This window comes from Actinocorallia longicatena, from assembly GCF_039534125.1.
In the GTDB taxonomy this organism is placed as follows: domain Bacteria; phylum Actinomycetota; class Actinomycetes; order Streptosporangiales; family Streptosporangiaceae; genus Actinocorallia; species Actinocorallia longicatena.
In genome coordinates this window covers 246,963-273,792 of the sequence record NZ_BAAAUV010000002.1, presented here as the reverse complement: position 1 = coordinate 273,792, position 26,830 = coordinate 246,963, and the positions used below count along the sequence as shown (strand labels likewise).

21 protein-coding genes and 3 tRNA genes are annotated in these 26,830 nt (G+C 72.7%); 12 read left to right on the top strand and 12 right to left on the bottom strand.

The window, feature by feature from the left end:
• Positions 1 to 49: 49 nt before the first annotated feature.
• Positions 50 to 1,171 (top strand): ATP-binding protein, encoded by a 1,122-nt coding sequence (locus ABD785_RS04280; RefSeq protein ID WP_344822329.1) that lies wholly within the window; start codon positions 50 to 52, stop codon positions 1,169 to 1,171.
• Here ABD785_RS04280 and ABD785_RS04275 read toward each other — a convergent pair.
• The 3 genes from ABD785_RS04275 to ABD785_RS04265 are packed head-to-tail and all read right to left on the bottom strand — an operon-like array spanning position 1,168 to position 2,811.
• Positions 1,168 to 1,857, bottom strand: coding sequence for a Crp/Fnr family transcriptional regulator (locus ABD785_RS04275; protein WP_344822327.1), 690 nt, complete (start codon positions 1,855 to 1,857; stop codon positions 1,168 to 1,170). The genes ABD785_RS04280 and ABD785_RS04275 overlap by 4 nt on opposite strands.
• Before the next feature lie 23 nt (positions 1,858 to 1,880).
• Complete coding sequence (locus ABD785_RS04270) at positions 1,881 to 2,393, bottom strand: hypothetical protein (RefSeq protein ID WP_344822325.1); 513 nt, start codon at positions 2,391 to 2,393, stop codon at positions 1,881 to 1,883.
• A gap of 55 nt (positions 2,394 to 2,448) precedes the next feature.
• The gene (locus tag ABD785_RS04265; protein ID WP_344822323.1) at positions 2,449 to 2,811 is read right to left on the bottom strand and encodes an antibiotic biosynthesis monooxygenase family protein; all 363 of its coding nucleotides are present in this window, start codon (positions 2,809 to 2,811) and stop codon (positions 2,449 to 2,451) included.
• Positions 2,812 to 3,117: 306 nt separating this feature from the next.
• Between ABD785_RS04265 and ABD785_RS04260 the strand changes: the two genes are divergently transcribed.
• Together ABD785_RS04260 and ABD785_RS04255 are read left to right on the top strand one after the other, a co-directional pair.
• Positions 3,118 to 4,314, top strand: a complete 1,197-nt coding sequence (locus tag ABD785_RS04260) for a cellulose binding domain-containing protein (RefSeq protein WP_344822321.1) — start codon at positions 3,118 to 3,120, stop codon at positions 4,312 to 4,314.
• 15 nt (positions 4,315 to 4,329) lie between these two features.
• Complete coding sequence (locus ABD785_RS04255; RefSeq protein ID WP_344822319.1) at positions 4,330 to 5,097, top strand: fumarylacetoacetate hydrolase family protein; 768 nt, start codon at positions 4,330 to 4,332, stop codon at positions 5,095 to 5,097.
• Between the two features lie 57 nt (positions 5,098 to 5,154).
• Here the strand turns inward: ABD785_RS04255 and ABD785_RS04250 are convergent, their stop codons facing one another.
• Positions 5,155 to 7,125, bottom strand: a complete 1,971-nt coding sequence (locus tag ABD785_RS04250; RefSeq protein WP_344822317.1) for an ABC transporter ATP-binding protein — start codon at positions 7,123 to 7,125, stop codon at positions 5,155 to 5,157.
• Positions 7,125 to 8,858 carry an ABC transporter ATP-binding protein gene (locus ABD785_RS04245; protein ID WP_344822315.1) on the bottom strand — a complete coding sequence of 578 codons (1,734 nt, stop codon included), beginning with the start codon at positions 8,856 to 8,858 and terminating at the stop codon, positions 7,125 to 7,127. The genes ABD785_RS04250 and ABD785_RS04245 overlap by 1 nt, the downstream gene beginning before the upstream one ends.
• A 165-nt stretch (positions 8,859 to 9,023) precedes the next feature.
• Here ABD785_RS04245 and ABD785_RS04240 point away from each other — a divergent pair, with 165 nt between their 5' ends.
• From ABD785_RS04240 to ABD785_RS04225, 4 genes are all read left to right on the top strand, one after another.
• Positions 9,024 to 9,665: a DUF2461 domain-containing protein gene (locus ABD785_RS04240; RefSeq protein ID WP_344822313.1), complete on the top strand. Its 642-nt coding sequence runs from the start codon at positions 9,024 to 9,026 to the stop codon at positions 9,663 to 9,665.
• 71 nt (positions 9,666 to 9,736) lie between these two features.
• A tRNA-Gln gene (locus ABD785_RS04235) sits at positions 9,737 to 9,808 on the top strand.
• A gap of 45 nt (positions 9,809 to 9,853) precedes the next feature.
• A tRNA-Glu gene (locus ABD785_RS04230) sits at positions 9,854 to 9,926 on the top strand.
• A 53-nt stretch (positions 9,927 to 9,979) separates the two neighbouring features.
• A tRNA-Glu gene (locus ABD785_RS04225) sits at positions 9,980 to 10,052 on the top strand.
• Between the two features lie 67 nt (positions 10,053 to 10,119).
• Here ABD785_RS04225 and ABD785_RS04220 read toward each other — a convergent pair.
• Positions 10,120 to 11,478: an MFS transporter gene (locus ABD785_RS04220; protein ID WP_344822311.1), complete on the bottom strand. Its 1,359-nt coding sequence runs from the start codon at positions 11,476 to 11,478 to the stop codon at positions 10,120 to 10,122.
• Here ABD785_RS04220 and ABD785_RS04215 point away from each other — a divergent pair.
• Entirely contained in the window at positions 11,477 to 12,460 is a 984-nt protein-coding gene (locus ABD785_RS04215; protein WP_344822309.1) for a LysR family transcriptional regulator, read from the top strand. The genes ABD785_RS04220 and ABD785_RS04215 overlap by 2 nt on opposite strands.
• Positions 12,461 to 12,473: 13 nt before the next feature.
• On the opposite strand, the gene ABD785_RS04210 is transcribed toward ABD785_RS04215, so the two are convergent.
• The 5 genes from ABD785_RS04210 to ABD785_RS04190 form a co-directional block, all read right to left on the bottom strand.
• Positions 12,474 to 13,193, bottom strand: coding sequence for an SDR family NAD(P)-dependent oxidoreductase (locus ABD785_RS04210; RefSeq protein ID WP_344822307.1), 720 nt, complete (start codon positions 13,191 to 13,193; stop codon positions 12,474 to 12,476).
• A 49-nt stretch (positions 13,194 to 13,242) separates the two neighbouring features.
• Positions 13,243 to 14,082: an LLM class flavin-dependent oxidoreductase gene (locus ABD785_RS04205; RefSeq protein ID WP_344822305.1), complete on the bottom strand. Its 840-nt coding sequence runs from the start codon at positions 14,080 to 14,082 to the stop codon at positions 13,243 to 13,245.
• Between the two features lie 10 nt (positions 14,083 to 14,092).
• Complete coding sequence (locus tag ABD785_RS04200) at positions 14,093 to 14,473, bottom strand: ATP-binding protein (RefSeq protein ID WP_344822303.1); 381 nt, start codon at positions 14,471 to 14,473, stop codon at positions 14,093 to 14,095.
• Between the two features lie 88 nt (positions 14,474 to 14,561).
• Positions 14,562 to 19,709: a translocation/assembly module TamB domain-containing protein gene (locus tag ABD785_RS04195; RefSeq protein ID WP_344822301.1), complete on the bottom strand. Its 5,148-nt coding sequence runs from the start codon at positions 19,707 to 19,709 to the stop codon at positions 14,562 to 14,564.
• A 58-nt stretch (positions 19,710 to 19,767) separates the two neighbouring features.
• Entirely contained in the window at positions 19,768 to 20,415 is a 648-nt protein-coding gene (locus ABD785_RS04190; RefSeq protein ID WP_344822299.1) for a pyridoxamine 5'-phosphate oxidase family protein, read from the bottom strand.
• A gap of 67 nt (positions 20,416 to 20,482) precedes the next feature.
• Between ABD785_RS04190 and pdxR the strand changes: the two genes are divergently transcribed.
• Complete coding sequence (gene pdxR / locus ABD785_RS04185; protein ID WP_344822297.1) at positions 20,483 to 21,868, top strand: MocR-like pyridoxine biosynthesis transcription factor PdxR; 1,386 nt, start codon at positions 20,483 to 20,485, stop codon at positions 21,866 to 21,868.
• Here pdxR and ABD785_RS04180 read toward each other — a convergent pair.
• Complete coding sequence (locus ABD785_RS04180) at positions 21,855 to 22,415, bottom strand: helix-turn-helix domain-containing protein (protein ID WP_344822295.1); 561 nt, start codon at positions 22,413 to 22,415, stop codon at positions 21,855 to 21,857. The two genes, pdxR and ABD785_RS04180, sit on opposite strands and share 14 nt — an antisense overlap.
• A gap of 108 nt (positions 22,416 to 22,523) precedes the next feature.
• Between ABD785_RS04180 and ABD785_RS04175 the strand changes: the two genes are divergently transcribed.
• The 3 genes from ABD785_RS04175 (at position 22,524) to ABD785_RS04165 (ending at position 26,820) form a co-directional block, all read left to right on the top strand.
• Positions 22,524 to 23,393, top strand: coding sequence for an EamA family transporter (locus ABD785_RS04175; RefSeq protein WP_344822293.1), 870 nt, complete (start codon positions 22,524 to 22,526; stop codon positions 23,391 to 23,393).
• 65 nt (positions 23,394 to 23,458) lie between these two features.
• A complete protein-coding gene (locus tag ABD785_RS04170; RefSeq protein WP_344822291.1) occupies positions 23,459 to 25,093 on the top strand; it encodes an AMP-binding protein in 1,635 nt (544 codons plus the stop codon).
• Positions 25,090 to 26,820 (top strand): AMP-dependent synthetase/ligase, encoded by a 1,731-nt coding sequence (locus tag ABD785_RS04165; protein ID WP_344822289.1) that lies wholly within the window; start codon positions 25,090 to 25,092, stop codon positions 26,818 to 26,820. The genes ABD785_RS04170 and ABD785_RS04165 overlap by 4 nt, the downstream gene beginning before the upstream one ends.
• The last annotated feature ends 10 nt before the right edge of the window (positions 26,821 to 26,830 follow it).

Sequence of the window (26,830 nt, the reverse complement as noted above, 5' to 3'; positions counted from 1 at the left end):
CCGGGCAGACGGGGGCTCGGCGGACCGTCCTGGGAAGAGGGGGAATGCCGTGATCGACGCAGCGATCGCCCGGGCCGGACTGATGATCGTCCAGGCGAGCGGCCTGGACGATCTCGACCAGGCGCTCGAACGGCTCGACGCGGTGCTCTCCGAGGCCGCCGACCCCACCGCCTGCCTGCACCTGATGGCCTCCGCCGCCCAGACCCGGTTCCGGCTGACCGGCTCGGCCGCCGATCTCGGCCGGTGCAACCGCTACCTCGAGGAACTGCTGCTCCTCTACGCGCCCGGTGATCCCCGGCGGCCCGCCACGGAGGCCTGGCTGGGGCTGAATCTCGCCGACGAGCCCGGCTCCAGGGAACGCGCGATCCGGCTGCTGGCCCGTGCGAGGAGGACGGCCGCCGACCTGCCTCCGGAGATCGCCGACCGGCTGCCCTGGACGCTCGGCAGGCTGCTCGCCGAGGCGGCCGACACCGTCCTCGGGCCGCTCAGCGGGCCCGCGGCCGCCGGCGCCCTGACGGAGGTGGCGCTGATCCTCGCCGACGACGCCGGGCCCGTTCCGGAAGACCGGCTCGCGGTGCTGACCGCCCTCGCCGAGACCGTCCCCGCCGAGGACGTCCACGGGGCCGCGGCCAGAGGCCTGTCCTCCCTGGTGGACGGCGCGGACGGCGGCGCGTGGCTCGACCGTGCCACGGCGGCCCTGACCCCGGACGATCCGCTGTACGCCGCGCTCATGGCCGCCAGGGGCACCCATTTCGCCCGGCGGGGCAGGGCGGGCGACGCCGCCGCCCTCGTCCGCGCGGAGCGGTGCTACCGGGCGGCCGTCCGGCTGCCGGTCCGGGCCGGGGTCGGTGTCCTGCGGGCGGCGAACCTCGTCGTCAGGGCCAGGCGCGAGTCGCGGACCGACCTGGCCGACCGCGCCATCAGCACCCTGGAATCGGTGCTGGCCGCGCTCTCCACGACCGACCTCTGGCACCCCAGGGCCCTGCGCGCGGCGGGCGAGGCCTGGACGGTCCGCGGCACCCTCTGCGGCGTCCCCGCGGAGATCGTCCGCGGCTGCCAGCTCATCATCGCCGCCGCCGAGGCCACCCCCCTCGCCCACCCCGACCGCCCCGAACTCCTCGCCGCCGCCATCCGCGCCCAGGACGTCCTGGCCACCCGCAGCCGGCCCTAGGAGCCGGAGAGCTCGGCGAAGGCGGCGAGACCCGGGAGGTCGCGGATCATGACGCGGCCGCGGCGGTTCTCGACCAGGGCCGGGAGGTGCTCGCCCTGGGCCAGGGCCTTCTGGACGGTGCCCTCCTTGGCGCCGATCAGCATGGCCAGCTCGGACTGCTTGAGGTCGAGGAAGAAGAAGCCGTCGGACTGGTGGGCCATCCGCTGGCCCTGGTAGAGCAGGGCGCGGGCGACCCGGACCTCGACAGGGTAGGCGGCGGCGTCCGTGCGGTAGGCGTGGGCCTGCATCAGCCGGTCGCCGGTGATCGCGCTCAGGGCGAGCGCGGCCATCGGATGCTCGCCGAGGAAGCGGACGAACTCGTCGCCGGGGAGGGTCAGGAGCGTCGTCTTGACCCGGCCGACGACCGTCGCCGCGCGCGGCTCCGCACTGATCACGGCCATCTCGCCGATGAGGTCGCCGGGATAGCGGATCGCCAGCAGCGACTGCGTGCCGTTCTCCGCCACCTTGGTGACGTTGACCCTGCCGTCGAGCAGCAGGTAGGCGACGCCGCCGGGATCCCCCTGGCGGATGAGGGTGGCGCCGGGATCGAGCAGCTGGGTGTGGCCGAGGGCCAGCAGTCCCTGCTGTGCGGGTTCGGGCAGCCGTCCCATGAACGAGCGGCGGTACCAGGTCGGGTTGTCTCCCATGGGGCCTCTCCCATGCGCGCGGATCAGGCGGGGGGTCGGTGCCGGGCGCTCCAGGCGGACATCGCGGTGTCGTGAAGCGGCGCCGACAGTCCGTGACGCAGCAGGACCTCAAGTATGACGTTTCCCTCCCGGACCTCGATGGCGGCTTCGCGTTCTTCGTCGAGGAATCGGGGGAGCCGGACGGGCTCGACCCTCGCCAGCGCCGCGGTGAACAGCCGTCGCACGGCCTCCGGATCGCCGGCCCGCCGGGCCAGCACGACCAGCGGCCGCGGGCTGGCCGGCCAGGCCCTGGCGGCCTCGCCGAGCAGCCGGTCGGCGAGGGCGGGATCGGCCGGGTAAGCGAGCTCGGACAGCGCCACCAGCAGGTCATGGGCCACCCGGTCGGGCTCGGCGACACGGTCGGGCCGCTCCCGCACGAGGGTCAGCCCGACCCGCAGATACCGCACGGCGTCGTTGGGGTTCCCGTCGCGCGCCTCCGCCAGCCCGCGGCGGAGCGCGGCCTCCGCCCCGGCCGTTTCGTCCAGATCGTCAGGCATGGGGAAATCGTGCGGCCCCATCGCCTCCTGCCACCCGCACCAGTGCGGGCAGCGCCTACTTCGGCGAAGCCTGCTGAATCACCTCGAACGACCACACCTCGGCCGCGCTGGACGCGGGGCCGCCGTGCCCGTGGCCGTGCCCATGGCCATGGCCGGTGCCCGCACGCTCGGCGTCGGCCGCCGCCTTCGCGTGCCCCTGCGCGAACGCCTGCGACTTGGTCCAGGCCTCGAAGTCCTCCTCGCTCCGCCACCGCGTGTAGACGAGGTACCGGTCCTGCCCGTCCACGGGCCGCAGCAGCTCGAACCCCTCGAACCCGTCCGCCCCCTCCACCAGTCCCGCCCGCCCGGCGAACCGCGCCTCCAGCGTCTCCTTCATCTCCGCCGGAACCGTCAGCACATTGATCTTCACAACGCTCATGCCGCTCCTCCTCCACCGCAAGCCTCGACCAGGCCCGCGCCCGGCCCCCACGCTACTGCGCCGCCCCCCGGAGGCCAGGGCGCGCCCTCCGTGTCGCCGGTCTGCCAGAACCGTTCGAGGGAGGGCCACCAGGACGGGTGGCCGTCGACCAGTTCCCGGAGGATGGGGGGCTGTGCTCGTCCTCTGCCCCGGCCGGGCCGCTTCTTCGGGCCGGCGTCACAAGCGGGGCGAACTCGGCAGGGGGTCGGAGCGTCGGATTCAGTGAGATCGCCTTCAGTGAGATCGCTGATGCTTGGAGGGACCACCATGAACGCCGACGAGGGACAGCCGACCGCCGAGGTCGTGCGGCCGGGGGCGCCCGGCGCCAACGTGCGGCCGGTGCGTCCCGATGTGCGGGTGGCGCCCGCGACGCTCACGGACGGGCCGGGGATCGCCATCGAGGTGGGCATGGCGACGGTCACCGACGGGGAGGGCCCCGGCGTGACCGGTGCCGGGCCGGAGAGCGCCGGGGACCGGCACATGGAGACCGTCACCGATGCGCCGGTCGTGCCGCCCGCGGCGGAGGCCGCGGACATCGGGGACACCGAGGAACTGCTGCGGCCCAAGCCGGACGTGATGTTCGCTCCAGTGGTGGAGGGGCCGGGCGACAGCCCGGTGGGGGCGTCGTGGGGTGGGGCGCACGAGGTGACGGGGCCGCAGGCCGCGGTGGGGGCCGACGGGCTGCCGGTGGGGGACGAGTCGCTCACCAAGCCCGTCGCGGTGGTGCGGGCCGAAGCGGCCCAGGCGGGGCAGGCCGCGTTCGCCGCCTTCCCGCCGCCGCAGGGCGCCTACCTGCCGCCGCAGAGCGGGTTCGCGGCACCGCCGCCTCCCGGGGGCGCGGTGTATCCGCCGCCGGCGGCGGCCGGAAGGGGGGCCCGGCGGAGCGTGCTGGTGGCGATCGTCGCCGTGGTCGGGCTGCTGGCCATCGGGGCGGCCGCGTACATGGTGTGGCCCTCGGGGGAGAAGAAGCCGGTGCACCAGGCGGCGCCGGTGGTCAGCGCGGCGCCGACCACGCCGGGGGGCGAGGCTCCCGGGAGGGCGGCGCCCACCGGGACGGCCGCGCCCTCGGCTTCGGCCTCGCCGGGCGCGTCGGGGTCGGCCGCGCCTTCGGGGACGCCGCAGGGGACTCCCGCGCCGGTCACCGGGACGACGGCCGCCGGAATGGGGATCAGGTACGAGACGTCCGAGGTGGCACCGGGCTACTACGAGGGGTCGTTCACGCTGACGAACAACTCCGGGACGGCCCTGAACGCCTGGACGATCACCTTCAGCGTGCCCGGATCGGTCATCGACAACGTCTGGGGCGGAACCCTCACCAGGACGGGATCCGACGTGGTGATCACCCAGGACGGGACGACCGCGCCGATCGCCCCGGGGGAGTCGGTGACCGTCAGGTTCGGCGGCGCGGGAACGCCCGCCACCCCGGGGGCGTGCCGCCTCAACGACCAGCCCTGCGGGTGGTGACGTTAGGCTTGGGGGGTGCTTATCGCGAGGTTCTCCGCAGGTGAGGAAGTGTCCTTCGGCGTGGTCGAGGGGGAAGAGATCGCGGCCGTGGCCGGGCATCCGTTCCTCGGCGAGGTCCGGTTCACCGGGGCCAGGCACGCCCTGGTGGACGTGCGGGTCCTCGCGCCGATCCTGCCCAGCAAGGTGATCGCCATCGGCCGGAACTACGCCGACCACGCCCGCGAGATGGGGTCGGAGCCGCCGGTCGAGCCGCTGTTCTTCAGCAAGCCGTCCACGTCGATCATCGGCAGCGGCGAGGCGATCCAGTACCCGGAGAAGCTGTCGCAGCGGGTCGACTTCGAGGGCGAGCTGGCGGTCGTCATCGGCCGGCTCTGCCGCGACGTCCCCGTCTCCCGCGCCCATGAGGTGATCTTCGGCTACACGTGCGCGAACGACGTCACCGCGCGGGACCTGCAGAAGAAGGACGGCCAGTGGACCCGGGCGAAGGGCTTCGACACCTTCTGCCCGCTCGGCCCGTGGATCAACACCGACCTGGACGCGTCCGACCTGGCGATCCGCACCCTGGTCAACGGCGAGGTCCGCCAGGACGGCCGCACCTCCGACATGATCCACGACATCCCGAACCTGATCGCCCACATCAGCCAGGTCATGACGCTCCTGCCCGGCGACGTCATCCTGACCGGCACCCCCGCCGGCGTCGGCCCGCTCGACATCGGCGACTCGGTGACCGTCGAGCTCGAGGGCGTCGGGTCCCTCACCAACCGGGTCATCGCCCGCGACTGAGACACAGGAGGAAGGGCCGGAACCCGCGGGGGTTCCGGCCCTTCCTCACGCGTCGGGCTACTCCGCGAGCGCCTGCGCGAACTGGGCCGCGTAGAGCCGCGCGTAGGCCCCGTCCCGTTCCAGCAGCTCCGTGTGCGTGCCCTGCTCGACGATCTGCCCGTTCTCCATGACCAGGATCAGGTCGGCGTCCCGGATCGTGGAGAGCCGGTGCGCGATCACGAAGCTGGTGCGCCCCTCGCGCAGCGAGTTCATGGCCCGCTGGATGAGCACCTCGGTGCGGGTGTCGACCGAGCTGGTCGCCTCGTCGAGGATCAGGATCGCCGGCGCCGACAGGAACGCCCGCGCGATCGTGATGAGCTGCTTCTCGCCCGAGCTGACGGTGCCGGCCTCGTCGTCCAGGACGGTGTCGTAGCCGTCCGGGAGGGTCCGCACGAAGTGGTCGACGTGGGTGGCCTTCGCCGCTGCGACGATCTCCGCACGGGTCGCCGAGGCCGCGCCGTAGGCGATGTTCTCGGCGATGCTGCCGCCGAACAGCCACGCGTCCTGGAGGACCATGCCGGTCTTGGAGCGCAGGTCCTCGCGCGTCATCGACGCGATGTCGACGCCGTCGAGGGTGATGCGCCCCTTGTCGAGCTCGTAGAAGCGCATCAGCAGGTTGACCAGGGTGGTCTTGCCCGCTCCGGTCGGGCCGACGATCGCGACCGTCTGCCCCGGATGAACCGACAGCGACAGGTCCTCGATCAGCGGCGTGTCGTCGGAGTAGGCGAACGCCACGTGCTCGAACTCCACCCGTCCCTCGACCGCGGCCACGGTCGCGGCGTCGGCGGGCTCGGGATCCTGCTCGTCGGCGTCGAGCAGGGCGAACACCCGCTCGGCCGAGGCCACGCCCGACTGCAGCAGGTTCGCCATGGAGGCGACCTGGGTGATCGGCTGGGCGAACTGGCGCGAGTACTGGATGAAGGCCTGCACCTCGCCGAGCGACAGCGACCCCGACGCCACCCGCAGCCCGCCGACGACCGCGACCAGCACGTAGTTGACGTTCCCGATGAACATCATCGACGGCTGGATCAGCCCCGAGATGAACTGGGCCCGGAACGAGGACTCGTAGAGCCCCTCGTTGTGCTCGTCGAAGGTCTCCGCCGACTCCCGCTGACGGCCGAAGACCTTCACCAGCGAGTGCCCGGTGTACATCTCCTCGACGTGCGCGTTCAGCTTGCCGGTCGTGCCCCACTGCTTGATGAACTGGGGCTTCGCCCGCTTGCCGATCTGCGCCGCGACGTACATCGAGATCGGGACGGTGATGATCGCGATCAGCGCCAGCAGCGGTGAGATCACCAGCATCATGACCAGGATGCCGACCAGCATCAGCAGCGACGTGAACAGCTGCGACAGCGTCTGCTGCATCGTCTGGGAGATGTTGTCGATGTCGTTGGTGACCCGGCTGAGGATCTCGCCGCGCGGCTGCCGGTCGAAGTAGCGCAGCGGCAGCCGGGCCAGCTTGTTCTGGCACTGCTCGCGCAGCCGGAACATCGCCTTCTGCACGATGACCGCGGTGACCCGGCCCTGGAAGATGCCGAACACCGCCGAGACCGCGTAGACCGCCAGCACCCACAGCAGGACCTGGCCGACCGCGCCGAAGTCGATGCCCTGACCGGGGTGCAGGTCCATCGAGTTGAGCATGTCGGCCTGGGTCGTCTCGCCCTTGGCCCGCAGGCCGTCGACGACCTGCTGCTTGGTCGCGCCCTCCGGCAGCCCCGAGCTGATGAACCCGGCGAAGATCAGGTCGGTGGCGTGGCCGAGGATGCGCGGGCCGAGCACCGACAGGGCGACGCTGATGGTGGCGAGCGTCAGGGTGAGGTACATCAGGTAGCGCTCGGGCCGGAACAGCCCCAGCAGCCGCTTGCTGGAGCCCTTGAAGTCCATCGACTTCTCCCCGGAGGGCCCCGCCATCCAGCGGGCCGGGCCCTGGGCCGGGGTGGCGGGCCCGGGTCCGCGCGCGGGCGACGGCTTCTCGAGTTCCTTCGCCATCAGGCCGCCTCCGCCTCGGTGAGCTGGGACAGGACGATCTCGCGGTAGGTCTGGTTGCCGTCCATGAGTTCCTCGTGGGTGCCGATCCCGCAGACCCGGCCCTCCTCGAGCACGACGATGCGGTCGGCGTTGCGGATCGTGCTGACCCGCTGGGCGACGATGACGACGGTCGCCTCCGAGGTCTCACGGGACAGCGCGGCGCGCAGGGCGGCGTCGGTGGCGTAGTCGAGGGCGGAGAAGGAGTCGTCGAAAAGGTAGATCTGCGGGCGCCTGACCAGGGCCCGCGCGATCGCGAGGCGCTGGCGCTGGCCTCCGGAGACGTTGGTGCCGCCCTGGGCGATGTTCGCCTCGAGGCCGCCCTCGAGGTCGCGGACGAATCCGGCCTGGGCGATCTCCAGGGCGTGCCAGAGCTCCTCGTCGGTGGCGTCCGGACGGCCGTAGCGCAGGTTGGAGGCGACGGTCCCGCTGAACAGGTAGGGCTTCTGCGGGACGAACGCGACGAGCTCCGACAGCGTCTCGGGGTCGAGCTCGCGGACGTCGACGCCGTCGATCAGCACCCGCCCGCCGGTCGCGTCCATCAGCCGGGGGATGAGGTTCAGCATCGTGGTCTTGCCGCTGCCGGTCGAGCCGATGACGGCCGTGGTCTCCCCGGGCCGCGCGATCAGCGAGATGTCGCACAGGACCGGCTCCTCGGCGCCGGGGAAGCGGAACTCGACGCCGTCGAAGTCGAGGTGGCCGTGGGTCTCACCGCCGGGCCGCACCGGCTCCCGCGGCGGGACGACGCTGGTGCCGGTGTCGAGGATCTCCTGGATGCGCTCGGCGCAGACCTCGGCCCGCGGCAGCATCATGAACATGAAGGTCGCCATCATGACGGCCATCAGGTTCTGCATCAGATAGCTGATCAGGGCGGTGAGCTGGCCGACCTCGAGGTCGCCGCTGTTGATCTGGTGGCCGCCGACCCACAGCACGCAGATCGTCGCGATGTTGAACACCAGCATGACGACGGGGAACATGAACGCCATCAGCCGGGTCACGGCCAGGCCCACGTCGTAGACGTCGGTGTTGGCGACGGCGAAGCGCTTCTCCTCGGCGTCGTCGCGGACGAACGCGCGGATCACCCGGACGCCGGTGATCTGCTCGCGCAGCACCTGGTTGACCCGGTCGATCCGCTCCTGCATCGTGCGGAACAGCGGGCGCATCCGGGCGACGACGAAGCCGATGAACACGCCGAGGATCGGCAGGACCGCGACCAGGATCCCGGTCATCGGGATGTCGAGGCGCAGCGCCATGACGATGCTGCCGACCATCATGATCGGCGCCGCCACCATCATGGTGAAGGTCATCAGGACCAGCATCATGACCTGCTGGACGTCGTTGGTCGTCCGGGTGATCAGCGAGGGGGTGCCGAAGCCGCCGACCTCACGGGCCGAGAACGCCTGGACCCGGTGGAAGATCGACGCCCGGACGTCGCGGCCGAGGGCCATGGCGGTGCGGGCGCCGAAGTAGACGGCCCCGCCGGTGCAGACGATCTGGATCAGGGCGACGGCGAGCATGATCCCGCCGAGCGAGATGATCCGGCCGATGTCCCCCTTGACCACGCCGTCGTCGATGATGTCGGCGTTGAGGGTGGGCAGGAACAGCGACGCGAGCGTCTGGACGAGCTGGAGCAGGACGATCAGGGTGATGTCCCGCCGGTACGGCCCCAGATGGGACCGAAGAAGTCGGATGAGCACGGATTCTCCCCCGGGTGATGAGCGTCACCACGGTAACGGATCACAGTTAACGGTCGTTCACCAGGGCTGTGGACGGCCCGGGCGGACATCTTGCCCCTGTCCCGGCCGAAATCCCAAGGGTTTTCGCGCTCAGCGCTATGCCTGCGCCCTGCCTAGGCTGGTGGGATGATGTTCACAGGGTTTCCGGACGAGACGTTCGAGTTCTTCGAGGGGCTGGCCGCCGACAACTCCAGGAGCTACTGGCAGGCCAACAAGCACGTCTACGACGCCTGTGTGGCGGGGCCGCTGCGGGCGCTGTTCGGCGAGCTGGAGGAGGAGTTCGGAGAGGCCAAGCTCTTCCGGCCCTACCGCGACGTCCGGTTCGCCAAGGACAAGTCGCCCTACAAGACCCACCTCGGCGGCCTGGTCGACGGCTACTACTTCGGGGTCGACGCCGGCGGGATCACCTGCGCGGGCGGCTTCAGCGCCCAGGAGCCGGACCGGCTGGCCCGCTACCGGGCCGCGGTGACCGCCCCCGCCTCCGGGCTCGCCCTGGAGGAGATCCTGGCCGCCCTGACGGCCGAGGGGCTCCGGATCGAGCACTTCGACGCGGTCAAGACCCGGCCCCGGGGGGTCCCCGCCGATCATCCCCGCGTCGATCTCATGCGCTACAAGATGATGTACTGCGGCACCGGCTGGCCCCCGGAGGACTGGGTGACCACCGCCGAGGCCGCCGACCGGGTCCGTGCCACTTGGCGGCTGCTGACCCCCCTCGTGACCTGGGGAAGAACTCATCTGGGCGACCCTGAGGGCAAACGGTTTGGGTAGCACTCCGAAAGTCCTGTAAGCTTTCCGACGTCGCCAGGAACGGCCCCGAAACGGGAAGCTCCTCAGCGCGATGGGGTATGGTGTAATTGGCAACACGGCTGATTCTGGTTCAGTTGTTCTAGGTTCGAGTCCTGGTACCCCAGCTGTAGAAGCCCCCCGGAAAACCATCTCGGGATCTTCTCTGTCCTGCCTCCGTCGTCTAGTGGCCCAGGACGCCGCCCTCTCAAGGCGGTAGCGGCGGTTCGAATCCGCTCGGAGGTACTGAACGTTTCCGGACGTGCAATACGTTCTCGGACGTACAATTGAATGAGCCTGCCTCCGTCGTCTAGTGGCCCAGGACGCCGCCCTCTCAAGGCGGTAGCGGCGGTTCGAATCCGCTCGGAGGTACTCGGTGTTGGTTGAGACACCAGTGAAAGAGCCCCGGCTTATGCCGGGGCTCTTTCCGTTTTCCTGCTCAGGCCTCTGACGCGACGGGGGCCGCCGCGACCACGCGGAGATCGGACGCCACCAGCCCCAGCAGGACCGCGCCGGTGAGCACCGCCGAGACGGCCAGCGCGTAGCCCGTCCCGTCCGCCGGGCCGTAGGAGGCGACCAGGGCGCCGAGGACCGCCACCCCGAGCGCCCCGCCGATCTGCCGGACCGCGTTGAACAGCCCGCCCGCGGTGCCCCCGGTCCCGGCCGGGGCCGCGCCGACGAGCTGGGCGGTGAGGGGGACCATCGAGAACGGCACGCTCCAGCCCATGACGATCATCGCCGCGATCAGCAGGGGGAAGGGCGCCTCGGTCAGGACAGCCGCCGCGATCAGGGCGTTGCCGGCGACGGTGAGGGTCAGCCCGGTCCTGACCAGGCGGCGGGCCCCGAGCCTGCCGGTCAGCCTGCCCACGGCCGGCGCCAGCATCGGGCCCACGGTGAGCGGCACGAAGGCGAAACCGGTCTCCAGGGCGCTGAAGTGGCGCGCGTCGAGGAAGTACAGGCCGAGCACGAACAGCCCGCCGACCATCTGGAACTGGATGAACACGCCGATCGTCAGGGCCGTCCTGATGTCGCGGATCCGGGTCAGGACCGGCGGGAACGCCGGGGCGGGGCTGCGCCGCTCCGCCGCCACCAGCGCGGCGGCCGCGACCACGGTGAGCAGCCCGGGCACCAGCGCGCCGCCGTGGGGGAGCTCGATGACGGTGTCGGTCAGCAGCGCGAGGGCGGCGATCGCGGCGAGCTGGCTGCGCGGATCGAGCCGGGTCGGCTTGCCGGGCGTCTCGACGCCCAGCCCGCGCGAGAGCAGCAGCCCCGCGACGGCCACCGGCAGGTTGACCAGGAAGACCGTCCGCCAGCCGCCCGCCTCCACCAGGATCCCGCCGAGCATCGGACCGGCGGCGAAGCCGATGCCGGTCAGCGCGGCCCACAGCCCGACCGCCCTGGCGCGCTCCCCAGCCTCGGGGTACATCAGCCCGAGCAGTGCCAGCGTGCTCGCCGGGACGGACGCGGCGGCCGCCCCCTGCACCGCCCGCAACGCGATGAGCAGCCACAGCGAGGGGGCCAGCGCGCACAGCAGCGAGGCCGCGGCGAAGGCCGCGATGCCGAACCGGAACACCCGGGTCGCGCCGAACCTGTCGGCGACCGCGCCGCTCGACAGCAGCAGCGCCCCGAACGCGAGGGCGTAGGCGCTGACGGTCCACTGCTGGGAGGTGACGGAGCCGCCGAGGTCGCGGGAGATGTCGGGGAGCGCGACGTTCAGGATCGTCGCGTCGATCATGACCATGAAGTAACCGAGGGAGATCCCCACGATGCGGGGCGACATCAGACGCTGAGTGTGCATGGGGCCAGCCTCCGCCGCGGAACCCGTCCGGCTCGACCGGAACAATCGCAGGGCCCGTTCGGTTCTTCCGAACGTGGAGATCCGGCAGCTGCGCACGTTCCTCGCGGTGGTGAGAGAGCGGACCGTCACCGACGCCGCGAACGCCCTCGACCTCGCCCCGTCCTCGGTGTCCCAGCAGATCCGGGTGCTCGAGGCCTCGCTGGGGGTCTCGCTGTTCGCGCGCTCGCCCGGCGGCATGACGCTCACCGACGCGGGGCGGCGGCTGCTCGGCCACGCTCCGCGCCTGCTCGACGACCTCGACCGGATCCGCCGCGACGTGTCGGGGGTCCGCGAGCGGCTCCGGTTCGGAGCGCTGGAGACCCTGCTGGCCACCCAGGTCCCCGCGCTGCTCGCCCGGATGTCCAGCGAGCATCCCGAGCTGCGGATCGAACCGGCCAAGGGGGCCTCGCGCGCCGATCTGCTCGACGACCTGGTCGCGGGCGACCTCGACGCGGTCCTGGTCCTCGACGCCCCCGGCGAGCTCGGGGCGCTGGGGTTCGATCCGCCGCCGGACGCCGACGTGCTGGCCTACGTCGATCTCGAACCGTGCCCGGTCGTCCTCGCCGCCCGTCCCGGACATCCCCTGGTGGGCCGCACGGATCTGACGGTCCGCGACGTCCGCGACCACCCCCTCATCCTCGGTCCGAAGCTGTGCTCCTTCCATCTCGCCGCCGACCGGATCTTCGGCCCCGGTGGCGCCCGCATCGAGGTCCCGAGCATCTTCGTGGCGACGAGCTGGGCCGTCCAGGGGGTCGGCCTGGTCTTCCTGCCCGAGTTCGCGATCGCCGAGCAGCTCCGCGCGGGCAGCCTCGTCCGGCTCGACCTGGTCGTCGAGCCGGCCGAGGTCTGGCTGCGCCTGGTCTGGCGCAGGGACCGCGAGCAGGAACCCGACCTGCGCACCCTGCTCTACGGCGCCACCCGTATCAGCTCCGCCGTGCTCTAGGTCCCGCCGTGCTCTAGATGGTGAATCCTCCGTCCACGGTGAGGACGGAGCCCGTCAGGTAGGGGGCGGTGCAGGCGTACAGGACGGTCTCGGCGATCTCGGCGGGCGTCGCGTAGCGGCCGGTGGCGGTGAGGGCGGCGATGGTCGCGGCGGCGGGGCCGCCGGCGGGGTTGGCGTCGGTGTCGGTCGGTCCGGGGTTGACCAGGACGACCGTGATCCCCCGGGGGGCGAGGTCGCGGGCGAGGCCCTTGGTCAGGCCGGTCATGGCGGACTTGCTCATGGCATAGGCGGTGAGGCCGGGGAAGGGCAGGCGGCCGTTGAGGTTGCTGCCGATCGTCACGATCCGCCCGTCCCCGGTGAGGTGCCGGGCCGCGGCCAGGGAGGTCAGGTAGGGGGCCCTGACGTTGACGTCCAGGGTCCGGTCGAGGGCGTCGAGGTCCAGGTCGCCGGTCAGGAAGACCGCGGCGTTGTTGACCAGGACGTCGAGCCGCCCGAACGCCGCGACGGTCCGCTCCACCGCCTCCGCCGCGGACGCGGGGTCGGCGGCGTCGGCGCGGATCGCGAGGCCGCGGCGGCCGGTCTTCTCGATCAGTGCGACGGTGCGGTCCGCGGACTCCTCGTCGGCGGTGTAGGTGAGGGCGACGTCGGATCCGGCCTCGGCGAGGCGGAGCGCGACGGCCGCGCCGATGCCGCGGCTTCCGCCGGTGACCAGGGCTGCTGTGGTCTCGTTCATGATCCGATCGTCGCGTGGACGGCCCCGGATCACCGGCGGGGATCGGACGTCAGGTCTGGAGGGCGAGCGCGGCGTCGCGCACGTCGGTGAGTTCGGCGGTCCAGTCGGCGGGCCGGTGGACGGGCGCCAGCACGAACTTGGAGATCCCCTCGTCGGTGAACCGCCGGAGCCGGTCCTCCAGGGCGTCGAGGGAGGGGACGCGCTCGTCGGCCGTGCCGTCGCCCCGGTGGTAGGGGACGACCGCCCCGAAGTGCTCGGGGTCGATCTCGCGGCCGTGCTCGGCGGCCGTCGCGGTGATGAGCTCGCGGGCCCGCCCGGCCTCGGCGGGGGTGGTGTAGGCGGCGAGCCAGCCGTCGGCGAGCCGGCCGGTGCGGCGCAGCTCGGCGTCGGAGGTCCCGCCCATCCACACGTCGAAGCCCTTGACCGGCTTGGGATTCACCCCGACGTTCTCGAAGGTGAAACGGGGCCCGCGATGGGTCACCGAGTCCTCGGTCCAGAACCGGCGCAGCAGCGGCAGCAGCTCCTCGAACAGGGCGACGCGCTCGCCGCGCTCGACGCCGTAGGCCTGGTGGTCGGCGGCCCGCCGCGACCCGAGCCCGAAGGCCGGGAGCAGCCGCCCGCCGGACAGGTGGTCGAGGGTGGCGAGCTGCTGGGCGAGCAGTGCGGGCTGCCGCCCCGGCAGGACGGTCACCGCGGTGCCGATCTTGATCCGGGAGGTCAGCGCGCCCGCGTGGGCCATCAGGGCCACCGGGTCGCCGCCGGGCCCGGTCGCGGACTCGGTGACCCACAGCGAGTCGAAGCCCAGGTTCTCCAGCCCCAGGACCAGGGCGGAGAAGTCGTCACGGCGCGGCTCGCGGGCGCCCGGCGCGTACCCGATGCGAATCTTCACCCTTGCGACGCTAACTCCTGAACGGCCCGCCGCGAAGGGCGGCCCTGATCTGTTTTCCGCCGGGGAAGGTGTGGACGCTGATCTCGGCGAGGGCGTCGGCGACGGTCAGGCCGAAGCCGCCGTCCTCGTCGCCCGCCCGGGGCAGGGGCGGTTCGGGGCTGCCGTCGCTGACGCGGATCTCGACCCGCTCCCGCTCGATCGCGAGGGTCAGCCGGACGGGCGGCTTCCCGTGCCGGACGGCGTTGGTGACGAGCTCCGAGACCAGCAACTCCGCCGTGTCGCGGAGATCGGAGAGGCCCCATCCGCCGAGGGCCGTGACCACGCCGCGGCGGGCGAAACGGACGGGTTCGTCCTGCTGGTCGAGATTCCAGGTGTGGAAGCGGGGAAGCATGCCGGCTCCTTCCGAGAGTCACCCCTATCGACGCGGCGGGGACGCGGTCATGACGCGGGAAGGCCGGAGAGGCTCAGGATCCCCCCTCTCAGCGGCGGCTGATCGTGCGGGCCGCGCCCGCCGCGATCGTGGTCGCCAGCACCCAGCCCGCGGCGACCAGGAGGTAGGAGAACCACTGGTCGAAGCCGTTGGGGTTGAAGGCGTGCTCCTGCCCGAGATCGACGATCGGCAGCAGCAGGTCGAAGGTGTAGAACAGCGCGTTGAAGTGCGGCGCCTCCTCCATCTTCAGCGGCTGCGGCGGCGAGATCGCGAAGACGGCCGTGCCGACGCCGAGCAGCAGCGCCAGCCAGAGCGCGGCCCAGCCCGGCTTGTAGCCGTAGCCGACGGTGTGGTCCTGCATCCGGCCCCAGATCCGGCCGGTCCGCGGCAGGTTCTCGCGCTGGCGCCGCTCCTTGGCCAGCAGGACGGTCTGGGCGTACCGCTGCTGGCCGAGCCGCGTGTAGTGGGCGGCGAGCTGCTCGTAGGGCTGGGGCTGGAAGCCGCCGGGGATGTGCCGCAGCCATTCCAGCCGGCGCTGCGGCGGCAGGCCGAGGTCGAGGTTGTCGTAGACGAACCCGTTCATGCCGAGCTCCTGCGGCCAGTCGCCGTCGGTGTCCTCCAGGATGCCGACCCTGGCGTGGTCGAGCTCGATCTTGCCGTACACCGACTTCGGCTGGAAGCGCAGCCAGGCGGCCTGGAGTTCGCGCGCCTGGACCGAACTGCCCGCGGGCGCCTCCCGCTCGTCGCCGCCGGGGCCGCGGACCGTCACGCTCCGGCCGAAGTCGAGGGTGGCCTCCCGCAGGTCGAACATCCGGCCGACCCTGGCGCCCGCCGCCCGCAGGGTGCCGTGGACGGTCGCGCGCTGCAGGAACACGTCGCCGGTGATGTCGGCCAGGGACAGCCGCAGGGCCACCTCGCCCGGATGGGAGAAGGTCGCCCGCTCGCCCCTGAGCTGGTCGACGATCCGGGCGGTCCGCAGCCGGACCTCGCCGGTGATGTGGGCGTCGTCGAAGACGATCCGGCCGGCGGTGATGCCGTTGGCGATGACGGCGGGCAGGCCCGCGCGGGCGACGACGGTGATCCCCTCCATCTCCAGCTGCTGGAGGATGACCGCCCCCCGGGCCGACAGGCGGCCGGTGACCACGGCCCTGGCCAGGTTGACGCGGTCGGCGCTCAGGCCGTCCAGGGCGAGGGCCTTGCCGTCGTCGCGGCCGGTCAGCCGGGCGTCGCACCCGGCGACCGCGCCGCCGACCCGGGCGCCGACGAGGGAGAACCTGCCGTCGACCGTGACCCGGTCGAAGAGGATCGTGCTCGCGGTCAGCCCGTCGCCGACGAGGGCGCGGCGGCCGTGGAACTCCGCCCGCAGGCAGGACAGGTCGCCGCCGATCTGCGCGCTGGTCAGGAACGTCTCGGCGGCGGCGACGGCGTCGTCCAGGACGATGTCGCCGAGGACCTGGGCGCCGCGCAGGTCGATGCCGCCGGCGACGGCCGTCCCGGACAGGTCGACGCGGCCGGTCGCGATCTGGGCGGCGACGAGGTCCCCGCCGATCGTGCCGCCGGTGAGGATCACGTGCCGGTCGATCCGGGCGCCGTGGAGATGGACGAGCCCGGCGATCCGGAGGCCGTCCCCCGAGACGCTCTGCGCGGTCAGCGACTCGGCCGAGAGCCCGCCGAGCACGGAGCCGCGCAGCTGGAGCCGGCCGCTGAGCCGGGCCCGGTGCAGGACGACCTTCCGGTCGGCGGCGGCGTAGACGAGCCGGACGTTCGCGGCGGCCAGCCCGTCGGCGAGCAGGGCGTTGCCGTCCTCGTCGCCGTTCAGCCCGGTGCGCTCGGCGTCCACGTCGCCGATGACCTGGCCGTCGGTGAACGACAGGAGGCCGCCGAAGACCGTGCCGGCCATCCGGACGGACCCGCTGACCACGACGCCGCGGAAGGAGGCCGCCCCGGTGAGGCGGGCCGCGCCCAGATGGATGTCGGCGGCGGTGATCGCGTCGCAGGTCAGCACCCCGATCGCGGTCTCGTCGAGATGCAGGTCGCCGCGGAGGATCGCGCCGTGCAGGTTGATCTCGCCCTCGACGGTCATGCCCCGGCCGCGCAGGCCCTGCGTGGTCAGGGACTCGCCGTACAGGCCGCCGATCCAGGCTCTCCTGAGCAGGAGGCGGCCGCCGATCTGAGCGCGGGGGATCCGGACGTTCCCGGCGACGGTGCCGTCGACGAACCGGAGGTTGTTGCCGACGGACACGGCGTCGGCGCGGAGGGACTCGCCCTGCATGTCCCCGCGGAGGGCGGCCCCGTCGAAGTCGGCCGTCCCGGTGATCTGGGCGGCGACCATGGCCACGACCCCCTCGATCACGGCGTTCTCGGCGGAGACGAACCCGGCGGCGAGGGTGTTGGCCTGGAGGGAGACGGCGTCGGCGGGGGAGCGCAGCACCGCCGAGGTCAGCAGCACCCCACCGGTGACCGTCGCCTGCCGGATCGAGATCCGCCCGGTGACCTGAGCGTTTTCCAGGGCGAGGGTGCTGGTGGACAGCCCGTCTGCGAGCAGCGCGATGCCGCCGGGGCCGCCGTCGAGCGAGGCGCCGGTGAGCAGGAGCCCGCCGGGGACGACGGCCCCGCGCAGCGAGGCGGGCCCGGTGATCCGGGCTCCGCTCAGGAGCATCTCGTTCGCGGTGAGCGCGTCGCCGACGAGGGCGGCCAGTTCGGCCGCCTCGGCGTGCAGAGCGGCGGTGACGGTCGCGTCGCGCAGCGAGAGCTGCCCGGCGACGCTCGCGCGGGGGAGCTGGATCTCGCCGGCGGTGAGGGAGTCGAGATCCAGGGCGCCGCCCAGGACGGCCTCGTCGAGCTGGAGGGCCCGGACGATCGTCGCCCCCTGGAGCGACAGCGGCCCGGAGATCCGGGTGCGGGCCAGCCGGACGTCCCCGGCGCCGAGCGAGTCGAGGTCGAGGCCGTCGGTGAGCCGCAGGCCCTCGCCGAACAGGGTGCCGGCGATCGCCGAGCCGCGCAGCGAGATCCGGCCGGTGACCTCGGCTCCGCTGAGATGCAGCTCGCCCGCCGCCAGGCCGTCGGCGAACAGGGCGAGGCCGTCGTCCGCGGCGGTGAGGACGGCGGACTCGAACCGGACCGAGCGGCCGACGGAGGCCCCGAGCAGGGAGATCCGGCCGGTGACGCGCGCCCGGCCGAACCCGGCGGAGGCGGCGGTGAGGTTGTCGGCGCGCAGGGCCAGGCCGTTCTCGCGGGCGGTGAGCGCCGCGCCGTTCATGTGCAGGGTGCCGGTCAGGACCGCGCCGCGCAGCGACAGCGTGCCGTCGATGACCGTGCGCGGCAGGCGCAGATCACCGACCGCGAGGTTCTCGGCGGTCAGGGCGATGCCGTCGGGACCCGCGGTGAAGGCGGCGTCCTCCGCGCCGATCGCCCCGGAGATCCGGGCGTCCTGGAAGCAGACCCGGCCGCGGGAGCGCATCGAGGACAGGTCGGCGAAGGCGGCCGACAGGCCGTCGGCGCGGAACTCGGCGATCTCGGCGCCGCGCAGGTAGAGCCCGCCCCCGATGACGGCGCCGCGCAGCCACAGATGGCCGGTCAGGACCGTCTCCACGAGATGGACGCCGCCGGCGGTCAGCGCGTCGGCCTGGACCGAGGCGCCGTCGCCGCCGGCGAGGAAGGTGGCGCCCGAGGCGTTGACCCGGCCGGGGACCGCCGCGCCGTGCAGGGTGACCAGACCGGTGACGCGGGCGTGCCTCAGGTCCAGGTCGCCCGCGCCGAGCGCGTCGCCGAGCAGGGCGGGGCCGCCGGAGGGGGCGGTCAGCACGGCGTGGGCGAGGTCGAGGGGGCCGGAGACCGCGGCGTCGCGGAGCGACAGGGTGCCGTTGATCTCGGCGGAGGTGAGGTCGAGGGTGCTGGTGGTCATGGCGTCGGCCAGCACCGCGACCCCGGCGGGATGGACGAAGGACGCGTTGTCGAGGTGGACGCCGTTGGTCGCGGCCACGCAGCGCAGCTCGGTGGCGCCCGTCACGGACGCGTTCCGCATCCGCAGGGAGCTGGTCTGGAGGTCGTTGAACCGGATCGCCCGGCCCTCGGCGTCGGCGACGATCGTGACCTCGTCGAGGCGGACCGTGCCCGCGACCCGGGCGCCGCGCAGCGAGGTGCGGCCGGTCAGCTCGGCCCCCGCCAGGTTGACGCCGCCCGCGCTCAGCCCGGAACCGGAGAACGCGCGGCCGTCGTCGCCCGCGGTGATCCGGGCGCCGCGCAGGTCGATGTAGCTGGTCAGGGTGGCCAGGGTCAGCCGGAGGGAGCCGTCGGCGACCGTGATGCCGCCGGCGTCGAGGGTCGACAGGCTCGCGTTCTGGAAGTTGACCACGCCGCCGGTGACGGTCGCCCGCTCCAGGCTGACGTTCGAGCCGAGCTGGGCGCCGATGAAGCGGACCTCGCCGATCGCGGTGAAGCCCAGGTTCATCCAGACCGAGCCGTCGATCCGCATTCCGCCGGCGCCGATGGCGACCCGGCCGGGGCAGCTCACGAGGGTGCCGCGGAGCGTCATCGATCCCTGGACGTGGGTGTTGTTGAGCAGGAGGGCGCCCCATCTGGCCCCCGCGGTGAAGCTCGCCCTGGCGAGGTTGAGCACCCCGCCGAACCGGGCGTGGGTGAGCACGACCTGGCCGGTCGCGGTGAAGCCGTTGCTGAGCGCCGCCGTGCCGGAGACCGTCAGGCCCTCCGCGGTCAGGGCCTTGCCGTCGGGGTCGTCGCCGACCGTGACGCCGCCCATCCGCAGCTCGCCGTCGATCTGGGCGTGGTCGAGCATCAGGCGTCCGGGGATGGTGCTGCCGGTGAGGTCGAGGACGCCGTTCAGCCGGATCCGCGAGAGGTTGAGCGAGGGCAGATGGCAGCGGGAGATCCGGACGGTCCTGGTGATGGCCTCCATGAGCTGGGGGGCCTGCTCGAAGTGGCAGTCCTCCAGGACCAGCGAGTGCTCGAGGGTCGAACCCCGCAGCGACAGCCTGCCCTCGATCCGGGCGCCGTACAGGCGCAGTCCCGGGTTGCTGCCGGGTTCGGCCTCGGCCGCGCCGAGCAGGAGTGCCGCCACGACGCTCGCCCGGACGGTCCGCTCCCGCGGCCAGGACCCGCCCCGGGCCGGATCGTCACCGGCAACCCGCAGGTCGACGGGGGATCCTCCGGAGAAAGCGGTCCATAGTCGATCTTCCACCGCATTGAGATCATCGGGCCGCATGCCCCCATAGTGCCGCGATCAACGGCCGATGTGATCAGATCCGGTGGGTGATGTGATCGGGAACCGGAAGATCGTGCCTGAGGGCGGGATCGGTGACCGGCGCGTCGAAGACCTGGCGCACCGGCAGGACGCCCGCCCAGACCGGCAGGGCGTGGTCCGCCGCGTCGTCCTCCGGGGGGCCGGTGCGGACCTTCACCGAGGCCTCCTCGAGGGAGAGCGCCAGGACGATCGTCGCGGCCATCTCCTTGCGGTTCGGCTTCCGGACGGTGTCCCACTGGCCGGGGGCGAGGTTCTCGGTGAGCGCGCGCAGGCCTTCCATGCGCTCGGCCTCGTCGGTGACGAGCCGGGGCGTTCCGTAGATCATCGCGGACCGGTAGTTCAGCGAGTGGTGGAAGGCCGACCGGGCGAGCACGACGCCGTCGAGGTGGGTGACGGTCACGCAGATCTGGCCCTCGCCCCCGGCGCGCAGTGAGCGGGCCGCGGAGGAGCCGTGCAGGTAGAGGGTGTCGCCGATGCGTCCGTAGCCGGTCGGGACGACCATCGGGAACGCGTCACCGGACGCGTCGTGGATCACGCCGAGGTGGCAGATCATCCCGGCGTCGAGCACGGCGTAGAGATCCTCACGTCCGGTCAGTGCCCGGTTGGACTTGCGCTGGGTGGTGCGTTCCGTGGTGGAGAGCATGGCTCGAGCCTAGGATGAAGTGGATACCTCCAGTAGGTCCACTTCTCGATGATAGTGAAGGACCACTTTGGCTCGCCGCGCCGCTGACCTGCCGCTGTCCATCGACCGTGCCGCCGAGGCGCCGCTGACCGTCCAGCTCGTGACGGCCCTGCGCGACGCCATGTGCGGCGGCTCGCTCCACGCGGGGGAGCGGCTGCCCGCCACCCGTGCCCTGGCCGCCGACCTGGCCGTCAGCAGGACCGTGGTGACCGAGGCCTACCAGCAGCTCTATGCCGAGGGCTGGCTGGAGGGCAGGCACGGTTCGGGCACCTTCGTCGCCGGTCACGCGCCGCCGCCGGCCGTCGCGGAGACGCCGCCCGCGCCGCCGCGGGGCGGGCCGTCGCGGGCGGAGGCGCGCGCACGCGAGCTCGTCGACCTGCGGCCCGGTACCGCCTGGACGCCCGGCATCGACGAGGCGGTGTGGCGCCGGGCGCTGCGCGCCGCGGGGACGCTCCGCCCCGACGTCGGGCCCGACCCGCACGGCCTGCCCCGCCTGCGCGAGCTGGTCGCCGAGCATCTGCGCCGGGCGCGGGGGGTGCGGGTCGGACCGGAGAACGTGCTGATCACCCGCGGTACCGGCAACGGCCTCGACCTGGTGGCGGCGCTGTACGCGGCAGGGCGGCGGGCCGGGGTGGAGGAGCCCGGCTACCGGGTCGCCCGCAACGTCCTGGCCGCGCGCGGCGCGACGGTCGTGCCCTGCCCCGTCGACACCGAGGGGATCCTGGCCGGCTCGCTCCCCGGCGATCTGGCGCTGCTCTACACGACCCCGGCGCACCAGTGGCCGCTGGGCGGGCGGCTCCCGATCCCGCGCAGGGAGCGGCTGCTGGCCTGGGCGCGCGAGCACGACGCCCTGATCATCGAGGACGACTACGACGCCGAGTTCCGCTACGACGTCGCCCCGCTGCCCGCGCTGTACGGGCTCGACCCGTCGCGGGTGATCCTGCTCGGCACCCTGTCCAAGACGCTCGCGCCGGATCTGGGCATCGGCTGGCTGGTCGCCCGTCCCGGGGTGATCGGCCGGGTCGCTGCGCTGCGCGGGGACCTCGCCGACCGGACCCCGGGGCCGTCCCAGCTCGCCGCGGCGCACCTGCTGGCCGGGGGAGACCTCGACCGGCACCTGCGCCGGATGCGGCTGGAGTACGCGCGGCGCCGGGCGCTGGTCGTCGAGTTGCTCGGCCCCCACCTCACCGGCGACACCGCTGGCCTGCACGTCATGCTGCCGCTGCCGGACGCCGCGAGCACCGCCGCGCTGGTCGGGCGCGCGGCCGAGCGGGGGATCCTGCTGGAGGACACCGTCCGGCACAGCCATGCCGCGCCGACCGCGCACGGGGTGATCCTCGGCTACGGCTCGGCGTCGCCGACCGATCTGCGGCGGGCCTGCGTCGTTCTGGCGGGCCTGCTCAGGAGTCCATGACGGCCATCGTGAACACGCACGGCGCCGTCGAGGTGTTGGCGTAGCCGTGCGGACGGTCGCCGACCAGGACGGCGGCGGTGCCCTCGGGGACGGTGTGGGGATGACCGTCGACGAACACGGTCAGCGTGCCCTCGGTCGTGTGCACGATCTCCCGGGTGCCCTGCGGATGGGGTTCGCTGTTGCGAGCCTCACCCGGCAGCAGGCGCCAGGTCCACAGCTCGACGGTCGGGAGGCCGTCGCTGCCGGCCAGGAGGGTCCCGGTGCCGCCGGACGGGCCGTGCCACAGGGTGACCTGCCGGTCGGGCGGGAAGAACCTGATGACGGGCTCGTCCTCGGTCGAGACCAGCCGGGTCAGCGGGATCCCGAGCGCCTCGGAGATCTTGATGAGGGTGCCGAGGCTGGGATTGCCGCGGGCCTGCTCGAGATTGACCAGGACGCCCTTGCTGACGCCCGACCGGGCCGCGAGCTGGTCCAGGCTCCATCCGTGGGTGGCCCGCCCGGCGCGCAGCGTCCTGGCCACCGCCTCGGCCACCGCATCGTCGTTCATGTCCGACCACCCTACCGACCCACCCCGGTCGTTCTGTGGAACTGCGGAGTTCAGTAGAATGACCGCCATGACGCACCTTACTCCCCTGCCGTCCCCCCGGCCCCGGTCATGGTGACCCTCCTGGCGCTGGGCGCCGCCCTGTTCTACGGCGTGGCCGACTTCCTCGGCGGCGCCGCCTCGCGGCGTGCCTCGGCCCTGTCGGTGCTGCTGGTCAGCATCCCGATCGGGCTGTCGGTGCTGGCCGTGGCCGCGCTGGTGGAGGGCACCGGGCCCGGCGCGTCCGGGCTCGCCTGGGGCGTGGGGTCGGGGCTGGTCAGCGGGGCGGGGTTCCTGACCTTCTACCGGGCTCTGGCCAAGGGGCCGATGAGCGTCGTCGCGCCGGTCTCCGCGCTGGCCGGGGCCGTGGTCCCGGTCGTGGCCGGGCTCGCGCGCGGCGAGAGCCTCGACGGGCGGGTCCTCGCCGGGGTGCTGCTGTGCATGGCGGCGATCGGGCTCGTCTCGATGGAGCCGGGACGCGCCAGGGCGGACACCGGACGCCACGTGCTCGACAACGGCCCGGTCCTGGCCGCCTTCTCCGGCACCATGTTCGGCTGCTTCTTCGTGCTGGTCAGCCAGGCGGGCGACGGCGGCGGGCTGTGGCCGCTGGTCGCCTCCAGGGTCGGCGTGCTCGTCGTGATCCTCGGCGCGGTGCTCGTGCTGGCGGCCCGCGGGGTGCAGAAGATCGGCTTCGGGGCGCTGCGCAACCGGGTGACGATCTGGATCGTCATCGGGGCGGGCGCCCTGGACGTCGTCGCCAACATCGCCTACTTCAAGGCCTCCAACGCCGGGCTGCTCAGCGTCGTCGCCGTGCTCACCTCGCTCTACCCGGCGATCACCGTGCTGCTCGCCAGGATCGTGTACGCGGAACGGCTCCAGGCCGTCCAGCGGATCGGGATGCTCATCGCGCTGACCGGAGTGGCCCTCGTCACGACGGGGTGACTCCACGCCTCCGACGTAAGTGATGGTTTACTACGGCGGAGGCGAGCAAAAGGAGACAGCCCGGGATGACGCAGTTCGATCTGGCCACCCTGTTCGACGCCGTCGCCGCGACCGTCCCCGACCGGGTGGCACTGGTCTGGCGGGAGCAGCGGCGGACCTTCGCCGAGGAGGCCGACCGGATCGGCCGCCTCGCCGCGGTGCTCGCGGCCCACGGGCTCGGCCGCCGTGCGGAGGCGGCCGAGCCCTGGGAGTCCAACCACGATCACCTGGCCCTCCACCTGCACAACGGCCCGGAGTACCTGGAGGGGCTGGTCGGCGCCCACCGCGCCGGGGTCGCCCCGTTCAACGTCAACTACCGGTACGTCGACGACGAGCTGGCCTACCTGTTCGCCGACGCCGGACCGGCCGCGATCCTCTACCACGAGGCCTTCGCGCCGCTCCTGGCGCGCGTGCTGCCCGCGCTCGGCCGCCCGCCCCTGCTCCTCCAGGTCGCCGACGGGTCGGGCCACGCGCTGCTGCCCGGCGCCCTGGACTACGAGAGCGCGCTGGCCGCCGCCGAGCCCGGCCCCTTCGAGGCCTCGCCCGACGACCTGCACATCCTCTACACCGGCGGGACGACCGGGATGCCCAAGGGCGTCCTGTGGCGGATCGGCGACCTGGTCGAGGGGCCGCTCGGCGTGGCGCGCCGCGACGGCCGCCCGTACGCCGACCTCGCGGAGGCTCTCGCGAACGTCCACCGCGTGGACGCCCGCACCCTGGTCCTGCCCCCGATGATGCACGGCTCGGGCACCTGGACCTCCCTCGGCGGCTGGCTCGGCGGCGCCACGGTCGTCCTGCCCGACCGGGTCGACGGCCTGGACCCGGCCGGGGTGTGGAAGATCGTCGAACGCGAGCGCGTCACCCGGATCCCGCTGGTCGGCGACGCCTTCGCCCGCCCGCTCGTCGAGGAGCTGGAGCGCGGGGCCTACGACACCTCCTCGCTGCGCCACCTGCTGAACTCGGGGGCGGCCATCAACCCGGCGACCCGGCGGCGGATCGGGGAGCTGCTGCCCGCCGTCCGCCTGATCGACGTCGTCGGATCGTCGGAGAGCGGATTCCAGATCACCAGGATGGGGAACGATCCCTTCCGCGCCAGCGCGGGAGCCGGCGTGCTGTCGGCGGACCGGACACGGCTGCTGGAACCGGGGGAGCCCGCGGTGGGCGAAGAGGAGCTGGGCTGGCTGGTGAAGTCCGGCCTGATCCCGCGCGGCTATCTGGGCGACCCCGACAAGACCCGCGGCACCTTCGTCACGTTCGGCGGACGCTCCTACGTGATCCCGGGCGACCGGGCGAAGCTGCTCGCCGACGGCACCGTCGAGATGCACGGCCGCGACTCCATGACGATCAACACGGGCGGCGAGAAGGTCTTCGCCGAGGAGGTCGAGGCGGTCGTCCGGGCGCTGCCGCAGGTCGCCGAGGCCCTCGTGGTGGGCCGGGCGAGCGAGCGGTGGGGCACCGAGATCGTCGCGGTGGTCCGTCCGGCCCCCGGCTCGGAAGAGGTCCCGGACGAAGTTCTGAAGACCGCTTGTGCCGAGCACCTCGCCCGATACAAGATCCCCAAGGCCTTCGTCCGCACGGACGCCGGTCTGCGTCTCCCCAACGGCAAGGCCGACTACGCGACCGCCAGGAGGCTGGTCGCCCCATCCCAGGAGCCGACTTGAGCACCCCCGACACCCTCGTCGCCGCCTTCCAGGCGACGGCCGCCCACGATCCCGCCGCGGTCGCGCTGCGCATCCCCGGCGGCGAGGTCAGCTATACCTGGGGTCAGTACGCCGCCGAGGTCGAACGGCTCGCCCGCGCCCTGCACGGCCTCGGGGTGCGGCCCGGTGACACGGTCGCGCTGATGCTCGCGAACCGGCCCGAGTTCCACCTGCTCGACACCGCCGCGCTGCACCTCGGCGCGATCCCGTTCTCGATCTACAACACCAGCTCACCCGAGCAGATCGCCTACCTGCTCGGCCATGCGGGAGCCCGGATCGCGGTGTCGGAGGAGCAGTTCCTGCCCCGGCTGCGGGCCAGCGGGCTGGAGCTGGACCATCTCCTCGACGTGGCGGACCTGGACGCCCTGGAGCCCGACCCGGGATTCGACTTCGCGGCGTCCTGGAAGGCGATCGAGCCCGACCGGGTCGTCACGCTGATCTACACCTCGGGCACGACGGGCCCGCCCAAGGGCGTCGAGATCACCCACCGGACCGTCCTGGACAACGCGGTCGCCCTCCAGCACGGCTACGCCGTCCACCGCGGTGACCGGATCACCTCCTACCTGCCGTCGGCGCACGCCGTCGACCGGATGGCCTCGCACTACCTCCAGATGCTCTACGGCACCCAGGTCACCTCGATCGCCGACCTCAAGACGATCACCTCGGCGCTGACCGAGGTCCGCCCGACGGTCTGGGCCGCGGTCCCGCGCGTCTGGGAGAAGATCAAGATCGGGATCGAGTCGCTGCTGGCGGCCTCCCCGGACGAGGAGAAGCGCCGGGCGGCGGCCTGGGCGTTCGAGAAGGGCCGTGCGAAGGTCAGGCTGGAGCAGGCGGGCGAGGAGGTCCCCGCCGAGCTCGCCGGGGAGTACGAGCTCGCCGACCAGCTCGTCTTCACCACGATCCGGACCCTGCTCGGCCTGAACGAGCTCCGCTACGCCTTCTCCGGCGCCGCGGCGATCGCGCCCGCGACCCTGGAGTTCTTCCTGGCGATGGGCGTCCCGGTCGTCGAGGGCTGGGGCATGTCCGAGCTGACCACGGTCGCCACGGCCAACCCGGTCGGCCGGACGAAGATCGGCTCGGTGGGCGTCGCCCTGCCGGGGGTCGAGCTGCGGATCGCCGAGGACGGCGAGCTGCTGGTCAAGGCCTCCTACGTGATGAAGGGCTACCGCGGTGACCCGGTCAAGACCGCCGAGGCCATCGACCCGGACGGCTGGCTGCACACCGGCGACGTCGCGACGATCGACGATGACGGCTACGTGACGATCGTCGACCGCAAGAAGGAACTGATCATCAATGCGGGCGGCAAGAACATGTCGCCGACCAACATCGAGAACACGATCCGATCGCACACGCCGCTGCTCGGCGGAATCGTCGTGATCGGCGACAACCGCCCCTACAACGTCGCCCTGCTCGTCCTCGACCCGGACGCCGCCGCGGCCTTCGCCGCCCAGCACGGCCTGCCGGACGACCCCGCGGTCCTGAGCAAGGAGCCCACCCTCCAGGCCGTGGTCCAGGCGGGCGTGGACGCCGCGAACGCCCAGCTCTCCCGGGTGGAGCAGATCAAGAAGTTCGCCGTCCTGCCCGGATTCTGGGAGCCCGGCGGCGACGAGCTGACACCGACAATGAAATTGCGGCGGCGTCCGATTTCCGAGAAGTACGCAACCGAAATCGAGGCACTCTACGCCTGACAAAAGTCAA

Bases quoted from the DNA above. Each gene is read 5' to 3' on its own strand.
- ABD785_RS04250 (WP_344822317.1), bottom strand. From the start codon at position 7,125: ATGGCGAAGGAACTCGAGAAGCCGTCGCCCGCGCGCGGACCCGGGCCC.
- ABD785_RS04210 (WP_344822307.1), bottom strand. From the start codon at position 13,193: ATGAACGAGACCACAGCAGCCCTGGTCACCGGCGGAAGCCGCGGCATC.
- ABD785_RS04240 (WP_344822313.1), top strand. From the start codon at position 9,024: ATGATGTTCACAGGGTTTCCGGACGAGACGTTCGAGTTCTTCGAGGGG.
- ABD785_RS04190 (WP_344822299.1), bottom strand. From the start codon at position 20,415: ATGCTCTCCACCACGGAACGCACCACCCAGCGCAAGTCCAACCGGGCA.
- ABD785_RS04180 (WP_344822295.1), bottom strand. From the start codon at position 22,415: ATGAACGACGATGCGGTGGCCGAGGCGGTGGCCAGGACGCTGCGCGCC.
- ABD785_RS04270 (WP_344822325.1), bottom strand. From the start codon at position 2,393: ATGCCTGACGATCTGGACGAAACGGCCGGGGCGGAGGCCGCGCTCCGC.
- ABD785_RS04175 (WP_344822293.1), top strand. From the start codon at position 22,524: ATGGTGACCCTCCTGGCGCTGGGCGCCGCCCTGTTCTACGGCGTGGCC.
- ABD785_RS04220 (WP_344822311.1), bottom strand. From the start codon at position 11,478: ATGCACACTCAGCGTCTGATGTCGCCCCGCATCGTGGGGATCTCCCTC.
- ABD785_RS04215 (WP_344822309.1), top strand. From the start codon at position 11,477: ATGGGGCCAGCCTCCGCCGCGGAACCCGTCCGGCTCGACCGGAACAAT.
- ABD785_RS04265 (WP_344822323.1), bottom strand. From the start codon at position 2,811: ATGAGCGTTGTGAAGATCAATGTGCTGACGGTTCCGGCGGAGATGAAG.
- ABD785_RS04200 (WP_344822303.1), bottom strand. From the start codon at position 14,473: ATGCTTCCCCGCTTCCACACCTGGAATCTCGACCAGCAGGACGAACCC.
- ABD785_RS04275 (WP_344822327.1), bottom strand. From the start codon at position 1,857: ATGGGAGACAACCCGACCTGGTACCGCCGCTCGTTCATGGGACGGCTG.
- ABD785_RS04260 (WP_344822321.1), top strand. From the start codon at position 3,118: ATGAACGCCGACGAGGGACAGCCGACCGCCGAGGTCGTGCGGCCGGGG.
- ABD785_RS04170 (WP_344822291.1), top strand. From the start codon at position 23,459: ATGACGCAGTTCGATCTGGCCACCCTGTTCGACGCCGTCGCCGCGACC.